Below are 15,946 nucleotides of genomic sequence, written 5' to 3'. Positions count from 1 at the left end.
GTGCGCTGGTCGCCGACGGGTGCGAGCCGGGCGAGGTGCCGGCGGGCCACGGCGGCGAACCGCGGCCCGGTGGCCTCGTCAGCCCGCACCCGGGTCCCCCGTCGTCGTGGGCGTCCCGGCCAGCCGGGGCAGGACGCGTTCGCCCAGCAGCGTCACGGAGCGCAGGGCCTCCTCGTGGGTGGTGCTCCCGTAGCGCAGGTGGACGCTGACCTCGGCGCCCGGGTAGAGGCGGGTGATCTCGGCGAGTTGGTCGGTGACCTCGTCGACATCGCCGGCGATCACCTTGCCGGCCGCGTGGAGATCGTCGAACGTCGCCGAGCGGACGGCGTCCAGCATCTTCTCGTAGCCCGGGTACTGGGCGGACTCCACTCCCTCCCAACTGGAGTACGCCTCGATCTGCAGCTCCCGGTACGCCTCGTAGTGTGCGGCGGCCCGTTCCCTCGCCTCGACCGGGTCCGGCGCGACATAGAGGTGGTAGCTGACATGCATCCGTGGTGCCGACCGGTGCCCGGCCTCCGCCCTGGCCCGGCGGTACTCCGCCAGCAGACCGGAGAGGCGTGCGTGGTTGGCCACCAGCGGAATGATCATCAGGTGGTAGCCGTTGCGTCCGGCCCAGGTGAACGATTCGGGGGAGCTGGTCGCGGCCACGAACACCGGCGGTCCCGGCCGCTGCACGGGCCGGGGCAGCAGGGGCGGCAGCGGGCCGAAGCGGTGGAAGGTGCCCTCGAAGCGGAACCGTTCGTCCCGCCAGAGCCGTTCCACCGCCGTGACGCCCTCCTCGAAGCGCGCCCGGCTCTCGGACAGTGGGACCTCGAACATCTCGAACTCGGCGGGCAGGAAGGCCCGTGCGAACCCGGCGTCCAGGCGGCCGCCCGACAGGTTGTCGAGCAGCGCGAGCGAGGCGGCCTGCCGCACGGGGTGCGAGAAGGCGGGCACGACGGCGCCGGTGACCAACCGCACCTGGCGGGTTCTCATCGCCACGGCGGAGAGAAACGCGACCGGGTCGGGGCTGTAGCCGCCCCACGCGTAGAAGTAGTGCTCCACGGCCTTCACATGGCTGAAGCCCCACTGGTCCGCCGCGGCGCACAGATCCAGGACCTCTTCGTAGTACCGGGCACCGTCGACCACTTCGGCGCCGACGGTCGGCAGGAAGTTCAGTCCCAGCTTCACGTGTCCACCACTTCCGCCACATCAACCGCGTCCAGCGGCGCCGCCGGAACATGGAACGACCGGTACAGATTGTCGAACTGGATCTCGGCGTATTCCCGCGAGGCGAGAATATCGCCCGTCGCCCGGGCCACCTCCTCCGCTATCAGAAGGGGAGCACCGATCGCCTCCGCCATCAGCTGGGATTGCGCGCACCGTTCCATGACGACAAACCACCAGACGGCCTCGGCGACACTTCCGCCACCCGCGAGGAATCCGTGGTTGACGAGAATGAGTCCGATGTTGTCGCCATAGGCGGCGGCGATCTCCTTGCCCTCCTCGACTTCGGAGATAAGACCCCGGAAATTGCGGTACACGCCATGCCGGCGATAGATCGCACACGCGTCCTGGGTAATGGGGTCGAGCGTCCTTCCCAAGGCCGACCAGGTCTTCCCGTACATCGAGTGGGAGTGGACGAACGACGCGCGATCGGGGCGAGCCCGATGCAGTTCCCCGTGCAAAGGGTGCACGGACGGATTGAGTCTTCCACCGCCCAGCGCAATATCGCCGTCCGGGCCCAGGAGTTGCAGGTGATCGATGGTGATCGCACCGAAGTCCATACCGAACGGATTGACCCAGTAGTGATCCGGAAGAATCGGGTCGCGGACCGTGATATGTCCGGCGATTCCCTCCGTGTATCCCAGCGCCGCCAACAGCCGCAGTCCGCGGAGCAGGCTCAGCTGCTGCTCCCGACGGGCGGCGACGCCCTCGTCCCGGTCGTTCATTCGGCCTCCTGCCGCACGTCGTAGACGCACCGGAACCCGACCTCGTTGTGTCGGTCGGTGAGCAGGTCACGCCCTCGGTAGAACGTCGTCATACAGACCGCGGGAGACGTCCAGGTGCCGCCCTTGAGCACATGGAACGCCTCCGGACGGTTCATGAACTCGGCGCTGCGCCGCCCCCGGAAGAACGGCGACATGTCCTCCCGGGTGAAGAAGTTGCTGCGGGTCAACTCCCAGACGTTGCCCGCCATGTGGAGAGCGCCGTAGGGGCTCGCCCCCGCCGGCAGGGAGTCGGCCGGCAGCACCGGGTCGGCGGGCCACTCCATCGAGGTCCTGACGAGCAGCGCCTCCAGCTCCGCCAGGTTCTCCGGGCTCGTGCCGTACGCGCGGTGGACCCCGTTGGCCCGGTCCGGGTCCCAGTCGTTGCCCCAGGGGTAGACCCGCCCGTCGGTGCCCCGCGCCGCCTTCTCCCACTGGTCCTCGCTCGGCAGCCGGCCGCCGGCCCAGCGGGCGAAGGCATAGGCGTCGTACCAGTCGACGCCCACCACCGGCTGGTCGGGATCGGAGAACCGCGCCTCGCGCCAGTGCGCCGGCGTGTAGTCCTTGTCCAGCGGTTCGTCCGGATGCGCGAACTCCCCGGAGGTGCCCACGTCCTGGAGGAACTCGGCGTAGCGCCGGTTGGTCACCGTGACGCGGTCGATACGGAACGCGGGGATGTCGACGGCGCGCAGCGGGTTGTCGGTGTCGTCCATCTGGAACGGGCCGATCGTCGACGAGGTGGCGCCCAGCACACAGGGGCCACCGGGGATCAGCACGGTGTCCCCCAGGTCCGGCTCCCTGCGGCTGGCGGCGACCTCGGCGTGCAGCGGGGCGAAGTGCTCGTCCTCCAACTGCCGCAGCCGCTCGGGGTCCTTGGTGCCGAAGAAGGCCCAGAGTGCCTGTTTGGTGAACGCGGCCCCGCAGCCGACGGGCTTGCGGGCGTAGCCGGGCCGGCTGAAGTTGCTGGGCCATCCGGAGATGCGGATCAGATGCTCGACGGCCTCGGGGATTCCGGTCTCCCGTACCGCCTCGATCGCCGTGAAGGCGACCCAGTCGACGTCGTCATGAGTGGCCTCGCAGATCGCCGAACGCGCCGCGGGCGAATCGACGAATCGCTTGGCAAGAGCCGATACCGCGATTCTCCGCACATTCCAGTCCCGATGCGATACGGCCATCGAAGCCATGGTTGCCGCGAGTTCCGGGGTGTCTTCGGCGGCGAACACCGCCTTTTCGATCTCATCGATACGGGTGCGGTATGCGGCCTTGTCGAGACTGGCCAAAGTTAACTCGTTTGTCAGCTCTTCCAGCATCTTCACACTCCCCGTTTGAAAATGGCGAGCAAACTGGCCGCCACCCCCAGGGGGAGGCGGCCAGCGTTACACATCGCGCTTATGCGGTCATCACCACTTGGTGGCGCTCTCACCGGCGTCACGGGACGCAAGGAAGTCCTGGCTCGTCATGGCTGTTCACCCCCTTACTCATTCCGGACAACACGGCACTCCCAGAGATGGAAGGGTGTGTTGTGCGGCGAACATGGGCCCCAAAACACGGGGCGCAACAAAGGACCGCCGACGGAACGCTTCAATCATTCAGGGCCATCCATAACTTGCGCAAGGGCTAGCACCAAAAAGATCTCGACCCACTGTGACCCATCTCACATCAGGTCATGCGTTGACAAGGATTTCCCAGGGAATGGGGGTTCGCCGCCGGGTTCGCTTTGATCATGAGAACCCATAACAGTCACGCTTCCTCCGTGAAATATTCACTTGGGATATGACGGTTCTCGGCCGCTGACGGAAGTGACGACGGAGACAGGAGTAAATACCCGCGTTCCATGGTGCGGTCCGGGCCCCCGGGGCCGGGGAGGGAGACCGCCGAGCGGTAAACTCCCGGGATGTGAACGAGGCGATGCGGGACAGGCTCAGGGCGATTCCGGTCTTCGAGAACGTGCGAGAAACCGAAGCCGAGGAGCGGGTACTTCCGGACAACCCCCTGCCGTTGATCGCCGATTGGCTGTTGGCCGCCCATGCGGCGGGACAACCGGAGCCGCACGCGATCAGCCTCTCCACCGTCGACCGGTCGGGCGTCCCGTCCAGTCGGGTGCTGATCGTCAAGGACATCGACGGCGAAGGACTGTTCTTCGCCACCGGCGCCGACAGCCGCAAGGGCCGTGAGATCGCGGCCAACCCCCGGGTGGCGGCGCACTTCCACTGGCCCGTCGTCGGCCGTCAGGTGCGGATCGTGGGGACGGCGGCGCCCGTGGGTCGCGGCGCGTCGGAGGCCGATTTCGCCGAACGGGGCCACGACGCGCAGCTGGCCGCACATCTGCACCAGCCAGGGCCGCTCCCCGACCGGGCCGCCGCCCTCGACGAGTTCGAGCGGCTGGCCGAGAAGTACCCGGACGAGGTGCCGGCTCCGCCGAGTTGGACACTCTTCGCCATCACGCCGACCGAGGTGGAGTTCTGGGAGGCGAGTGTCGACCGCGTCCACCACCGGATCTCCTACCGCAGGGAGAACTCCGCCTGGCACCGCGAACTGCTGTGGCCCTGAACCGCGCGTAGCCGCGGAACACCCCCGACAGGACGGCCGGTTGCCCCTCCGGGGCCGCCCCTTCCACGAGCAGCCGCAGAACCTGCCGGGTGCCTTTGAGGCGGTGGCCCGGCGGTGGGCTCGGCGGGATGTCACGGCGCTTTGCAAACTCGTGAACTCGTGGGCGGTTTCCTTGCCCCGGCCGGGTGCTGCTGGCAAAGTCGCTGGTCATGACGGCCACAGCCGTCTGCCGGTGGGGGCGACACGACGCTTGTCGAGCGGCGTCGTGTCGCCCTCTCCCTCAGTTGAGGCGGCCGCCGCCACCGATCCGCGGTCCTTGTCTCCCTGTCCCTGACGCAGCCCCACTCTCCTCAGGACCGATCACCCATGCCCGAGATATCCCGCCGTGTCTTCGGTGGCCTGGTCGGTGGCGGAGCGGTGACCACCGTCGCCGGTGCCTCCGCCGCCGCGGCCGCTCCCGCCGAGCGCCCCTTCCACGCGCGTCCCGCCTCCGACCGGCCGCGCCGGCGCCCCAACATCCTGTTCGTCCTCGCCGACGACCTGGGCTGGGCGGATCTGTCCGCCTATGGCGCGCCCCATATCAGGACCCCGAACCTGGATCGACTCGCGGCGCGCGGGGTGCGGTTCACCGACGCCTACTCGGGGTCGGCGACCTGCTCCCCGACCAGGTTCAGCCTCTACACGGGCCGCTATCCGGGGCGCACCCCGGGCGGGTTGGCCGAGCCCATCGGCAACCGCAGCCAGGGCCTGGACCCCGACCACCCGACGCTGGCCTCCCTGCTGAAGGGGGCCGGCTACGCCACCGCCCTGATCGGCAAGTGGCACTGCGGCTGGTTGCCGGACTACAGCCCGACCAGGTCGGGATGGGACGAGTTCTTCGGCAACTTCGGCGGCGCCCTCGAGTACTTCTCCAAGCTGGGCCAGCTCGGCGACTACGACCTCTACGAGGGCGACGCCACCTACCAGGACCTGCGCTACTACACGACGGTGCTCACCGAGCGTGCCGTCGACTATGTCCGTCGTGACCATGACCGGCCGTGGCTGCTCAACCTCAACTACACCACCCCGCACTGGCCGTGGCTGACGGAGGACGACGAGGAGACGGGCGCGGAGATCGCCGAGAAGATCCGTTCGGGGAACGTGCTGGGCGCGCTCCTGCACAACGACGGCGGCTCGGTGGAGAAGTACCGGGAGATGGTGGAGGATCTGGACGCCGCTGTCGGCGAGGTGTTGGACGCGCTGCGCCGGTCAGGCCAGGAGGAGAACACCGTCGTCGTCTTCGCCAGTGACAACGGCGGCGAGCGCTTCTCCTACCAGTGGCCGCTCAGCGGCGCGAAGTCCGAGCTGTTGGAGGGCGGGATCCGGATCCCGACGATTCTGCGCTGGCCGGCCGCCGTCGACGACCGCCAGGTCAGCCGGGTGCCGGTCTACTCCCCCGACTGGACGGCGACCCTGCTGGAGTTGGGCGGCGCCCGGCCCGATCCCGCCTACCCGTTGGACGGGCACAGCCTGGCCGGCTATCTGTTGCGCGGGGAGCGGCTGCCGGAGCGCGACCTGTTCTGGCGGGTGCGGGGCAACCGGGCGCTGCGGCGCGGTAGTTGGAAGTACCACCAGGACAGGAACGGCACGGAACACCTCTACGACCTGTCGGCCGACGCCAGGGAGCGGGCCGATCTCGCCGCGAGCCGCCCGGAGTTGCTGGCCGAGTTGCGGACCGCCTGGGAGCGGATCGACGCCGAGCTGCTGCCCTATCCGACGAGCTGATCCGACCACCCGATCCGCCGCCCTCCCCCGTGGGTCCAGCGGGATCCGCCGGGCGGGGCGTGGCGGGAACCTCCGGCCGAGCCCGACGCGTGGTGTACGGGTGACGGCACTGGGAATCGAGGTTGGATGGACAGGTTACGGCCGGAGGATCCGGCGCGGATAGGCGACTACCGGTTGGTGGGGCGGCTCGGCTCGGGCGGCATGGGGCAGGTCTTCCTGGGCCGGTCGGCGGGCGGCCGGCCGGTGGCGGTGAAGGTGATCCGTCCCGAGTACGGTGCGGATCCCGGGTTCCGCAGGAGCTTCGCCCGCGAGGTGGAGGCGGCGCGGCGGGTCGGCGGGTTCTTCACCGCGCAGGTCGTGGACGCCGATCCGGACGCTGAGCTGCCGTGGCTGGTCAGCGCCTATATCGCCGGCCCCTCGCTGGAGCGGGCGGTCGCCGAGCACGGTCCGCTGCCGCTGGCGACGGTGCGGGTGCTGGGCGCGGGCCTCGCCGAGGGGCTGGTGGCCATCCACCGCTGCGATCTGGTGCACCGGGATCTGAAGCCGGGCAATGTGGTGCTCGCCTCGGACGGTCCGCGCGTCATCGACTTCGGCATCGCCCGGGCGCTGGAGGCGACCACCCGGACGGTGAGCGGGGTGATCACGGGGACGCCCGCCTATATGTCGCCCGAGCAGGCGCGCGGCGCCGCCGATATCGGCCCGGCGTCGGACGTGTTCGCGCTGGGCTCGGTGCTGGCCTTCGCCGCCACGGGCGCAGCGCCCTTCGCCGGCGGGCATCCGGCGGCCGTGCTCTTCCAGGTGGTCCAGGAGGAGCCCGAACTGGCCACGCTGGACGCCTGGTTGAGGGGCGTGGTGCGGGCCTGCCTGGCGAAGGACCCCGCCGACCGCCCGACGCCGGCCGAGTTGATCGGCCTGCTCAGCGGCCCGGAGGACAGCGGGGACCGGCCGGAGCACTGGGCGAGCCCGAACTGGCTGCCGGCCACCGTCGTCGACCTGGTGGGGGCCGCCCAGGACGCGGCCTCGGAGCTGGAGACGGAACCGCTGCGGCAACGGTCCGTCGAGACCACCAGAAGCGTCGATCCCCCCGACGAGGACCCCGGCGACGACCCCGACGATCCCCCGGTGCCCCGGGCGACGGGCGGGGTGCCTGTGACGCCCTCGGCCGGCCGGCCCGAGCCGCGCTCCAGGGGCTGGTTCTCGCGGCTCAGGAACAGCCTGCGGACGCCCCCCGCGTCCGGGAACGGATTCCGGGACGGGAACGGGGGCGGGGACGGGGACGGGGACGGCGAATCGTCCATCGCCACGGGGTGGAACGGGCTGGAGTGGGGGGCGACCACGGCCGATTTCCTGGCTCTCTTCCCCGACGGCCGGCAGGAGAACGGCGACTGGTGGGTCACCGGCGAGGGCCCGGAGCGGTTCTGCGGGGTGACCATGGACGCCCAGTACGCGTTCGGTCCCGGCGGTGGCCTCGGTCTGGTCGCCTTCTACCCGGAGGTGGAGGACCGCGACCGGCTTCCCGTCGCGGTGTTGGAGACCCTGGGCGCCCCGGACGGCCACACCACCCGCTGGACGCGCGGCAAGGTGGTGGTGGAGGTCAAGGTGGCCGGGGTGGCGGCGACCGTCACCCACCGGCGGCACGCGGGTTGAGTCGCCTCTCCTGGTGCGGCCGTGCCGCGATCCCACGGCGCGCGGACGCTCGCGCGCCGTGGGGTGCGCGCGTCAGGAGAGGTCGGTGACGACGACGCGGGCCGTGGTGCCGTCCTTCAGCGCCTCGTATCCGGCGGATATGTCGGCCAGGCCGATCTCCTTGGACACCAGGTCGTCGAGGTTCATGCGGCCCTGGAGGTAGAGGGAGGCGTACAGGGGGATGTCCCGCTTGAGGTTCGATGAGCCCATGTAGACGCCCTGCACCCGCTGCGAACCGCTCAGCGTCGCGATCGAGTTGACCTCGACTCCGGCGTCGCCGCTGGAAACGCCGATCAGATACAGACCGCCGCCCTTGGCGACCATCTGGAGGCCCTGCGCGGTGACGGGGCGGGCGCCGACGAAGTCGAAGACGTGGTCGGCGCCGTGTCCGGTGATCTCCCGCACCGCTTCGACCGGGTCGACGGTGCGGGAGTTGACGACATGGGTGGCGCCGAAGGCCCGGGCTCGCTCCAGCTTGCCGTCCTCGATATCGGTGACGATGATCGTCTCCGCGCCGGCGATGCGGGCGCCGCTGACGGCGTTCATGCCGACGCCGCCGGCGCCGATGATGACGACGGTCTCGCCGTGCTGGACCCGGGCGCTGTTCAGCACGGCGCCGGCGCCGGTGAGGACGCCGCAGCCGATGAGCGCGGCGGGGGCCCAGGGCATCTCGTCGGGTACGACGGCGAGCTGGTTCTCGTGGATCAGCGCCTCCTGGGCGAAGCCGCCCAGGCCCATGCCCTGTGCGACGGGGGCCCCGTCCCAGCTGATCCTGGGCCCCTGGTCGGCGGTGCGAAGCGTCGCCTCGGGCCGCAGGCAGACATGGGTGCGGCCGCTGAGGCAGTTGGTGCAGGCGCCGCAGTACTGGATCAGGCTGCCGACGACATGGTCGCCGACCTTGGTCTGGGTGACGAGGGGCCCGACCTCGGTCACCACCCCTGCCACCTCGTGGCCGAGGACGACGGGGAACTCCTCGCCGATGAAGGTGGCGACGCTCAGGTCGGAGTGGCACAGCCCCGATGCCCTGACCTCGACGCGGACCTCGTGCCCGATGGGCTCGGCCAGGTCCACCTCCTCGACGACAAAGCCCTGACCCAGACCTTTGGTGAGGGATGCCTTCATGATGCGGCTCCTTTCCATGACTGGCCGTCGACGCCGCCGTGGTGCGCCCCGGCCGAAGGGAGGCCGCGCGGGGCCGGTGGGCTCGACTCGGTCGACTCGGGTCGGCATGGTGCGGCGGGCGCGGTCGCGGCAGAGGCCCCGGCGGGGGCCGTCGTTGTTCCTGCCGCATGTCCGATTCTGGCACCGAACACCCGAAAAGAAAAGCGACACATGTTGAACAGTGCTGTTCAGAGGCTGGTACCTCGGCGTCGCAGTAGGATCGCGCAATGCCAGGCAAGGAACATCCCACCGTCCCCCAGCACGGCCAGGACCCCACCCCCGACGCCACTGCTCCCCCGGCTGCCCCGGCTGCCCCGACTGCCGGGGTTTCGGAGGCCGCGGGGGACGGGGAACTCGATGTCCGCGCCCGCCGTACCCGGGCGCGGCTACGCGAGGCGGTGCTGCGCCTGGCGTCGGAGCGGCCGGTGGAGGACATCTCCGTGGCCGACCTGGTGCGTGCCGCCCGCGTCAATCGCACGACGTTCTACAAGCACGCCACGAGTCCGGCGGCCGTTCTGGAGCGGGTGCTCTACGCCGAACTGGACCAGGTCAGGGCCGGCTGGATCGCCGACGCCGCGGCGGCAACGCTGCCGATCGAGGCGACCTGGGAGCGCGCGTCCGGCGCCCTGATCGACCATCTGGAACGCCATGACGCGGTCTACACGGCCGGCCTCGTGGGCCGGCGCAGCGCGATCCTCCACCACCTTCTCGTGGACCACTTCGCCGTCTCGGTGCGCGCGTTCCTCGCTCGCGACCCCGAACTGCTCCCGGACGGCGAGGGGTCGAGGGAGTGGCGGATCGAGGCGCACAGCAGTTTCGTCGCGCACGGTGAGGCCGGCCTCGTCGAGGCGTGGCTGTCCCGGCCGGCCCCGCGCGACCGTCGTCTCTTCGTCTCGGCGGCGGCCACCGCGCTGCCCCCGTGGTTGAACGGCCGCTCCCCGGCGGGCTGAACGTCGGCTTCCCGCGGGTGTTCAGCCCGCCGCGAAGGCGAGGACGACGTTCTGCCCGCCGAATCCGAAGGAGTTGCTGAGCGCCAGGTCGACTCGGCCGCGTCTGGCCTCCTTGGCGACGATGTCGAGGTCGATCTCCGGGTCCTGGCTTTCGAGGTTCGCCGTCGGCGGGATCAGCCCGTTCTCGATCGTCAGCACCGTCAGCGCCGCCTCGATCGCCCCGGCCGCGCCGAGCGTGTGCCCGAGGACGCCCTTGGTGGAGGTGACCGCGGGGCCGGCGCCGAGGCAGCGGGTCAGGACCGTGGCCTCGGCCAGATCGTTCAACGGCGTCGATGTGCCATGGGCGTTGACATGGTCCACATCGGACGGCGCGGCGTCGGCGTCGGCGAGCGCGGTGCGGACGGCCCGCTCCACGCTGGTGCCGGCGGGGTCGGGGGCGGTCGCGTGGTAGGCGTCGGCCGAGGCTCCGTAGCCGACGAGCCGGGCCCGGACGCGGGCGCCGCGCGCCCGGGCGTGCTCCTCCCGTTCGAGGACCAGGATGCCGCTGCCCTCGCCGATGACGAATCCGTCGCGTCCCGCGTCGAACGGGCGCGACGCCGACGCCGGGGATTCCGTCCGGTTGGACAGGGCGCGCATCCGGCTGAAGCCGGTGACGATGAGCGGTACCACCGCGGCCTCGGTGCCGCCCGTCAGCACGATGTCGCAGACGCCCTGGCGCAGCATGTCGCGGGCCACGCCGATGGCGGTGGCCCCCGAAGCGCACGCCGTGGCGGTCACCAGGTTCGGTCCTGTCGCCTTGAAGCGGATGCCCATGTGGCCCGCGACCATGTTGGGGATCAGCATCGGCATCAGCAGCGACGACACCATCTCGGGCCCGTTGTCGCGGAACTGCTCGTGCTGGGTCTCCCAGGTGCCCGCGCCGCCGACGCCGTTGCCGACGACGACGCCGACCCGGGTGCCGTCCCAGGTGGCCGGGTCAAGACCGGCGTCAGCGACGGCCTCCTGCGCGGCGATGAGCCCCAGCTGCGTGAACCGGTCGTACTGCAGGGTCGCGCGTCGGCCGAGCAGTGCCCGGACGTCGAACTCGGGGACCCGGCACGAGAAGTCGACCGGCAGCCCGGCCAGCGCCGGGTCGGTGGCGGCGGTGGCCGCCCCGGCGCACACCCCGCGCCAGGTCGGTTCGGTGCCGACGCCAGCGGCGGTCACCAGCCCCAAGCCGGTGACGACGACACCGGCGGTCATGACGCCGGGTTGAGCTGGTCTTCGATCAGCTTCACGACATCGGCCACCGTGCTGCGCGGGGTCGCGTCGTCCTCGCCGATCTCCACATTGAGGTCCCGCCTGATGACCAGGCCGAGTTCCACCAGGAACAGCGAGTCCAGTTCGAGTTCCTCGAAGGTGATGTCCGGGCGGATCTCCTCGGGCCGCGCCTCGAACTGGTTGACCAGTATGTCGGTGAGCCGGTCATAGGTGCTCTTCATCGGATGGCTCCTCATCAGCAACGGGCATTCGGCATTCGGCAGGGGCAACGGGGGCTCGGCTAGTCGCGGAGCACGAGATCGGGCCAGGTCAGCAACGTCGAGCCCCAGGTGAGGCCGGCACCGAACGCGGTGAGCAGGGTCCGCTGGCCGGGCCGCAGCGTGCCGTCGGCGACGCCGTGCAGCAGCGCCAACGGGACGGAGGCGGCCGCGGTGTTGCCGACACGGTCGATATTGGTCACAACGCGATCACGTTCAATGCCCAACTCGTCGGCGAGCTGGCGGACGATGCGGATATTGGCCTGGTGGGCCACCAGCCGGTCGATATCGGCGACGCCCACGGCGGCGCGCTCCAACACGGTCTGGCAGGAGGCGGCCATCCGCACCACGGCGTGTTTGAACACCTCGCGGCCCGCCATCGTCAGATAGTGCTCGCCGTCCCGCTCCCGGCCCTCGGCCAGCCGTTGCCGGGAGCCGCCGCCGTCGGCCCTGATGAGTTCGGCGCCGGTGCCGTCGCTGCCCAGGTCGATGGGGCCGATCGCGCCCGGCTCGTCGGGGGCGCCGGCCCGCAGGACCACCGCGCCGGCCCCGTCGCCGAAGATGGGGGCCGTCCCGCGGTCGAGCGGATCGAGAATGCTGGAGTAGGTCTCGGCCCCGATGAGCAGCACCCGGTCGGCGACGCCGGTGGTGATCAGCCCGGTGGCGCAGGCGAGCCCGTAAAGGAACCCGGCGCAGGCGGCGTTGACGTCGAAGGCGGCGGCGTCTTCCAGGCCCAGTCGGGTCGCGACCTCGGGCGCGGTGCCCGGGCAGGTCCGGTCGGGCGTGGTCGTGGCCAGCACCACGGCGTCCACGTTCGGCTCCCCGAAGGAGGCCAGGGCCCGCCTGCCCGCCTCGACGGCGAGATCGGAGGTCGCGGAGCCGCGTGCGGCGAAGTGGCGACGCGCGATGCCGGTGCGGGTACGGATCCACCGGTCGGAGGTGTCGAGCTCGGCGGGCAGGTCGTCGTTCGTCACCACCCGGGGAGGCAACCAGCCCCCCAGGCCACTGATGACCGCCGCACGCGTCATGCGCCAAGGATGTCAGCGGGCGCTGAAAGTTGACTGACGAATCCCTGACAGCCGACGCCTTTCAGTGTTCTTTCAGCGGTTCTTCAACGGCTGGTCAGGGCTTGGTCGGTGAGGTGAGCGAGCATGACGGGGTGGGCGAGGAGACGACGATGGACGAATCCGGGCAGCGCCGGGCGCGGGCCGCCGGGGAACGGCACGTCCCCGACCGGCCGGTGACCGGGAGCCCGAAGGCCCCGCGCACCACCGCCGACAAGGTCGCCGACCTGCGCGCCAGGCGCGATGCGGCCCGGCAGGTCCCGGACCGCACGGTCCGCCGCCTCGCCAAGTTCGGCCGGATGACGGCCAGGGACCGTCTGGCGCATCTGCTCGACCCGGGCTCGTTCGTGGAGACCGACCTGCTCGCCCGCCACCGCTCCACCGGCTTCGCCGCCGACACGGCGCGGCCGAGCGGCGACGGCGTCATCACCGGCTACGGCACCGTCGACGGGCGCCAGGTGTGTGTCTACGCCCAGGACGCCCTGACGCTGGGCGGCAGCGTCGGCGAGGTCTTCGGCGAGAAGGTCGGCAAACTGCTCGACCTCGCTCTGCGCACCGGCTGCCCGGTCATCGCGATCAACGACTCCAGCGGCGCGCGCGTCGCCGAGGGCGTGCTGTCGCTCGCCGCGTACGGCCGCATCGCCACCAAGGTGGTCACCGCCTCCGGCGTCATCCCGCAGATCTCCCTGATCATGGGCCCCTGCGCGGGCGGCGCCGTCTATGTGCCGGCCTGCACCGACTTCGTCGTGATGGTCGACCGTACCTCGCACATGTTCGTCACAGGACCGGACGTCATCCGGGAGGTCACCGGCGAGCCGGTCCGGATGGAGGACCTCGGGGGCGGACAGGTGCACGCCACCGTCACCGGCAACGCGCACTACACGGCGGCCAGCGAGGCCGAGGCGCTCGACTACGCGCGGGACCTGCTGTCGTTCCTGCCGTCCAACAACCTGGACGAGGCACCGACATACCCGACCCCGGCCGCCCCGGACGTCACCGCGGACGATCTGGCACTCGACACGATCCTGCCCGACGCGCAGCGCGAGGCGTTCGACATGGCCGAGGTGATCGCGCGGCTGGTCGACGACGGCGATCTGCTGGAGGTGCACCCGGCGTTCGCGCCGAACATCATCTGCGGCTTCGGCCGGATCGAGGGACGCACCGTCGGCGTCGTGGCCAACCAGCCCCAGCAGTTGGCCGGCGCCCTGGACATCGCGGCGGCCGAGAAGGGCGCACGCTTCGTACGGTTCTGCGACACGTTCAACATCCCCATCGTGACGCTGGTGGACGTCCCCGGCTTCCTGCCCGGCACGGCCCAGGAACACCAGGGCATCATCCGGCGCGGCGCCAAGCTCGGCTTCGCCTATATGGAGGCGACGGTGCCGAAGGTGACCGTCATCGTCCGAAAGGCGTTCGGCGGCGGCTACGCGGTGATGGGCTCCAAGGAGCTCGGCGCCGACATGAGCTTCGCCTGGCCCACCGCGCGGATCGGCGTGATCGGCGCCGCCACCGCCGTCGACATGCTGTGCCACCGCGAACTGAGCGCCGCCGACGATCCCGACGAGCTGCGCGAGGAGCTGATCGAGGAGTACGAGGACACGGTGCTGACCCCCTATATGGCGGCCGAACGCGGCAGCCTCGACGATGTGATCCTGCCGTCGGAGACCCGGGTGGCCGTGCTGCGCGCGCTCAGGGCGCTGCGGAACAAGCGGGTGACGCTGCCGCCCCGCAAGCACAGCAATATCCCACTGTAGAGAGCGGGATAACACCGGGGAAACGTACGGAAGCCCGAAATCGGGCGCCACCGGCCGCCGTTACCGACGGATTGCCGCTGGATACGCGCGTCAATCGTTGCTTGACGGCGCCGTATGGTTCCGGCAAGCATGGGGGCCGCCCGATCATTCGTCGGCGTACCACCGGCAACAACGGCCAGGCGGAGAGTCCTCATGGAAATAGCAGTTCTCGGCCCGCTGACGGTGATCGGGAGACGTCGTCTCCCCGTGGGCGGCACCAAGGTGCGCGCCATTCTCGCCCTGCTGGCCCTCAATGTCGGCTCCGTCGTGTCCTGTCAGGATCTGGCGGACGAACTGTGGGACGACCGCCCGCCGCGCACCACCAAGAACACCCTGCAGGCCCATATCTCCCGACTGCGCCGCCTGTTGGACGACGCCGGCCGACCCGACGCGCTGCAAACGGTGAACCAGGGATACCTCCTGGATCTGAGCCCCGAGGCGATCGACGCGGAACGTTTCCACCGTCTCGCCTCCAGCGGCGCCCAACGCATCGCCGACGACCCGCGGACCGCCGTCGACCACCTGGAACAGGCGCTGGGGTTGTGGCGGGGTCCCGTCCTGCTCGACGCCGGCCCGGGCGCCCGCTGCCGGTCCGCGACGCTCTGGCTCAACGACAGCCGCGTCGCCGCGCACGAGAACCTGATGGCCGCCCGGCTGGCCCTCGGCGAGGAACGCGCCGTGGCCCCCGAGTTGGAGAGCCTGGCCGCCCAACACCCGCTGCGCGAGGGGCTGCACGATCTGCTGATGCTCGCCCTCTACCGGGCCGACCGGCAGGCCGACGCGATCGAGGTGTTCCACCGGCTGCGGCAACGCCTCCGCGACGACCTGGGACTGCAACCCGGCCCGCAGGTCCAGCGCCGCTACCGCGCCATCCTCGACCAGGACCCGGCGCTCACCACCCCGCTGCGCGCCCTCTAGCGGCGCGACGGGCCGGGCGGGCCCGGCGTCAGGGCCGCCGCTCGACGACCCTCGCATGCTTGAGCGTTCCGACCAGCTCGATACGGAGCCTGGGGTCGGCGTCGCGATCCGAGCGGAGCTTGGTCCTGGAGAACGTGAGGCTGAGCCCGACGGCGTCGATCGCGATATCGGGACCGCCGACGATGACCAGCTTGCCCTGCTCCATCTCCGTGTCGATACGCAATGTCCGCGAAGTGATCGCCGCTTCGCTGAAATCGAGCGTGACCTGACACATCTGCGTCCGCAGCTCGATACGGCCGGGCACCACCCAGTGCCCGGCCCGCGCCCACTTCCCGCCGCGCTGCTCGACCACCAGCACGTCCTGCGCCTCGGGCACGGCCGGCAGGTCGGCGACCAGGACGGTCAGTTCGTCCTGCGTCCTGGCCAACAGCGCGCGCTCCACCCGGCTTTCCAGCTCCTCCGGGGTGATCCGACCGTCACCGCCGGCGAGCCGCAGGGCGTCCACGACTCGGTCACGATCCTCGTGCGACGCCCGCAGCTCGGGCAGTTCACTGGGCATGCCGCCCACCGTAGCAA

14 protein-coding genes are annotated in these 15,946 nt (G+C 70.7%); 6 read left to right on the top strand and 8 right to left on the bottom strand.

What is annotated here, in order from left to right; translation table 11 throughout:
- Positions 1-78: 78 nt before the first annotated feature.
- The 3 genes from AOM46_RS30930 to AOM46_RS30920 are packed head-to-tail and all read right to left on the bottom strand — an operon-like array spanning position 79 to position 3,277.
- Complete coding sequence (locus AOM46_RS30930) at positions 79-1,170, bottom strand: LLM class flavin-dependent oxidoreductase (protein WP_062218166.1); 1,092 nt, start codon at positions 1,168-1,170, stop codon at positions 79-81.
- Positions 1,167-1,931, bottom strand: a complete 765-nt coding sequence (locus AOM46_RS30925) for a class II aldolase/adducin family protein (protein ID WP_067226744.1) — start codon at positions 1,929-1,931, stop codon at positions 1,167-1,169. The genes AOM46_RS30930 and AOM46_RS30925 overlap by 4 nt, the downstream gene beginning before the upstream one ends.
- Positions 1,928-3,277 (bottom strand): SUMF1/EgtB/PvdO family nonheme iron enzyme, encoded by a 1,350-nt coding sequence (locus tag AOM46_RS30920; RefSeq protein WP_062218163.1) that lies wholly within the window; start codon positions 3,275-3,277, stop codon positions 1,928-1,930. Before AOM46_RS30920 ends, AOM46_RS30925 begins: the two co-directional genes overlap by 4 nt.
- A gap of 586 nt (positions 3,278-3,863) precedes the next feature.
- Here AOM46_RS30920 and AOM46_RS30915 point away from each other — a divergent pair.
- The 3 genes from AOM46_RS30915 to AOM46_RS35030 all read left to right on the top strand — a co-directional run bounded on the left by AOM46_RS30915 (position 3,864) and on the right by AOM46_RS35030 (position 7,928).
- On the top strand, positions 3,864-4,517 hold the full coding sequence (locus AOM46_RS30915) for a pyridoxal 5'-phosphate synthase (protein ID WP_062218160.1): 654 nt from the start codon (positions 3,864-3,866) through the stop codon (positions 4,515-4,517).
- A 366-nt stretch (positions 4,518-4,883) separates the two neighbouring features.
- Positions 4,884-6,281: a sulfatase gene (locus AOM46_RS30910; RefSeq protein WP_062218158.1), complete on the top strand. Its 1,398-nt coding sequence runs from the start codon at positions 4,884-4,886 to the stop codon at positions 6,279-6,281.
- A gap of 126 nt (positions 6,282-6,407) precedes the next feature.
- Complete coding sequence (locus AOM46_RS35030) at positions 6,408-7,928, top strand: serine/threonine-protein kinase (protein WP_062218156.1); 1,521 nt, start codon at positions 6,408-6,410, stop codon at positions 7,926-7,928.
- 72 nt (positions 7,929-8,000) lie between these two features.
- Here AOM46_RS35030 and AOM46_RS30900 read toward each other — a convergent pair whose 3' ends face one another.
- On the bottom strand, positions 8,001-9,089 hold the full coding sequence (locus AOM46_RS30900; protein WP_062218154.1) for a zinc-binding dehydrogenase: 1,089 nt from the start codon (positions 9,087-9,089) through the stop codon (positions 8,001-8,003).
- A 266-nt stretch (positions 9,090-9,355) separates the two neighbouring features.
- On the opposite strand from AOM46_RS30900, the gene AOM46_RS30895 reads away from it, so the two are divergent.
- Positions 9,356-10,078 carry a TetR/AcrR family transcriptional regulator gene (locus AOM46_RS30895; protein WP_107080231.1) on the top strand — a complete coding sequence of 241 codons (723 nt, stop codon included), beginning with the start codon at positions 9,356-9,358 and terminating at the stop codon, positions 10,076-10,078.
- Positions 10,079-10,099: 21 nt separating this feature from the next.
- Here the strand turns inward: AOM46_RS30895 and AOM46_RS30890 are convergent, their stop codons facing one another.
- Genes AOM46_RS30890 through AOM46_RS30880 form a run of 3 tightly spaced genes read right to left on the bottom strand, consistent with a single transcriptional unit; the run spans position 10,100 to position 12,623 of the window.
- The gene (locus AOM46_RS30890) at positions 10,100-11,320 is read right to left on the bottom strand and encodes a beta-ketoacyl synthase (RefSeq protein ID WP_062218151.1); all 1,221 of its coding nucleotides are present in this window, start codon (positions 11,318-11,320) and stop codon (positions 10,100-10,102) included.
- Positions 11,317-11,559 (bottom strand): acyl carrier protein, encoded by a 243-nt coding sequence (locus tag AOM46_RS30885; protein ID WP_062218148.1) that lies wholly within the window; start codon positions 11,557-11,559, stop codon positions 11,317-11,319. The genes AOM46_RS30890 and AOM46_RS30885 overlap by 4 nt, the downstream gene beginning before the upstream one ends.
- 59 nt (positions 11,560-11,618) lie before the next feature.
- Entirely contained in the window at positions 11,619-12,623 is a 1,005-nt protein-coding gene (locus AOM46_RS30880) for a beta-ketoacyl-ACP synthase III (protein WP_062218146.1), read from the bottom strand.
- A 149-nt stretch (positions 12,624-12,772) separates the two neighbouring features.
- Between AOM46_RS30880 and AOM46_RS30875 the strand changes: the two genes are divergently transcribed.
- Complete coding sequence (locus AOM46_RS30875; protein ID WP_078857365.1) at positions 12,773-14,413, top strand: acyl-CoA carboxylase subunit beta; 1,641 nt, start codon at positions 12,773-12,775, stop codon at positions 14,411-14,413.
- 192 nt (positions 14,414-14,605) lie between these two features.
- A complete protein-coding gene (locus AOM46_RS30870; protein WP_062218143.1) occupies positions 14,606-15,370 on the top strand; it encodes an AfsR/SARP family transcriptional regulator in 765 nt (254 codons plus the stop codon).
- 28 nt (positions 15,371-15,398) lie between these two features.
- On the opposite strand, the gene AOM46_RS30865 is transcribed toward AOM46_RS30870, so the two are convergent.
- The gene (locus AOM46_RS30865; protein WP_062218140.1) at positions 15,399-15,929 is read right to left on the bottom strand and encodes a DUF1707 domain-containing protein; all 531 of its coding nucleotides are present in this window, start codon (positions 15,927-15,929) and stop codon (positions 15,399-15,401) included.
- Positions 15,930-15,946 lie beyond the last annotated feature (17 nt).

The sequence above is a fragment of the Streptomyces sp. NBRC 109706 genome, from assembly GCF_000974485.1.
Classification (GTDB): Bacteria; Actinomycetota; Actinomycetes; order Streptomycetales; family Streptomycetaceae; genus Streptomyces.
This window is presented reverse-complemented; position numbering and strand designations above follow the sequence as displayed.

Excerpts from the sequence above, each read along its gene's own strand:
- AOM46_RS30925 (WP_067226744.1), bottom strand. The coding sequence starts at position 1,931 with ATGAACGACCGGGACGAGGGCGTCGCCGCCCGTCGGGAGCAGCAGCTG.
- AOM46_RS30920 (WP_062218163.1), bottom strand. The coding sequence starts at position 3,277 with ATGCTGGAAGAGCTGACAAACGAGTTAACTTTGGCCAGTCTCGACAAG.
- AOM46_RS30910 (WP_062218158.1), top strand. The coding sequence starts at position 4,884 with ATGCCCGAGATATCCCGCCGTGTCTTCGGTGGCCTGGTCGGTGGCGGA.
- AOM46_RS35030 (WP_062218156.1), top strand. The coding sequence starts at position 6,408 with ATGGACAGGTTACGGCCGGAGGATCCGGCGCGGATAGGCGACTACCGG.
- AOM46_RS30900 (WP_062218154.1), bottom strand. The coding sequence starts at position 9,089 with ATGAAGGCATCCCTCACCAAAGGTCTGGGTCAGGGCTTTGTCGTCGAG.
- AOM46_RS30895 (WP_107080231.1), top strand. The coding sequence starts at position 9,356 with ATGCCAGGCAAGGAACATCCCACCGTCCCCCAGCACGGCCAGGACCCC.
- AOM46_RS30890 (WP_062218151.1), bottom strand. The coding sequence starts at position 11,320 with ATGACCGCCGGTGTCGTCGTCACCGGCTTGGGGCTGGTGACCGCCGCT.
- AOM46_RS30885 (WP_062218148.1), bottom strand. The coding sequence starts at position 11,559 with ATGAAGAGCACCTATGACCGGCTCACCGACATACTGGTCAACCAGTTC.
- AOM46_RS30880 (WP_062218146.1), bottom strand. The coding sequence starts at position 12,623 with ATGACGCGTGCGGCGGTCATCAGTGGCCTGGGGGGCTGGTTGCCTCCC.
- AOM46_RS30875 (WP_078857365.1), top strand. The coding sequence starts at position 12,773 with ATGGACGAATCCGGGCAGCGCCGGGCGCGGGCCGCCGGGGAACGGCAC.
- AOM46_RS30870 (WP_062218143.1), top strand. The coding sequence starts at position 14,606 with ATGGAAATAGCAGTTCTCGGCCCGCTGACGGTGATCGGGAGACGTCGT.
- AOM46_RS30865 (WP_062218140.1), bottom strand. The coding sequence starts at position 15,929 with ATGCCCAGTGAACTGCCCGAGCTGCGGGCGTCGCACGAGGATCGTGAC.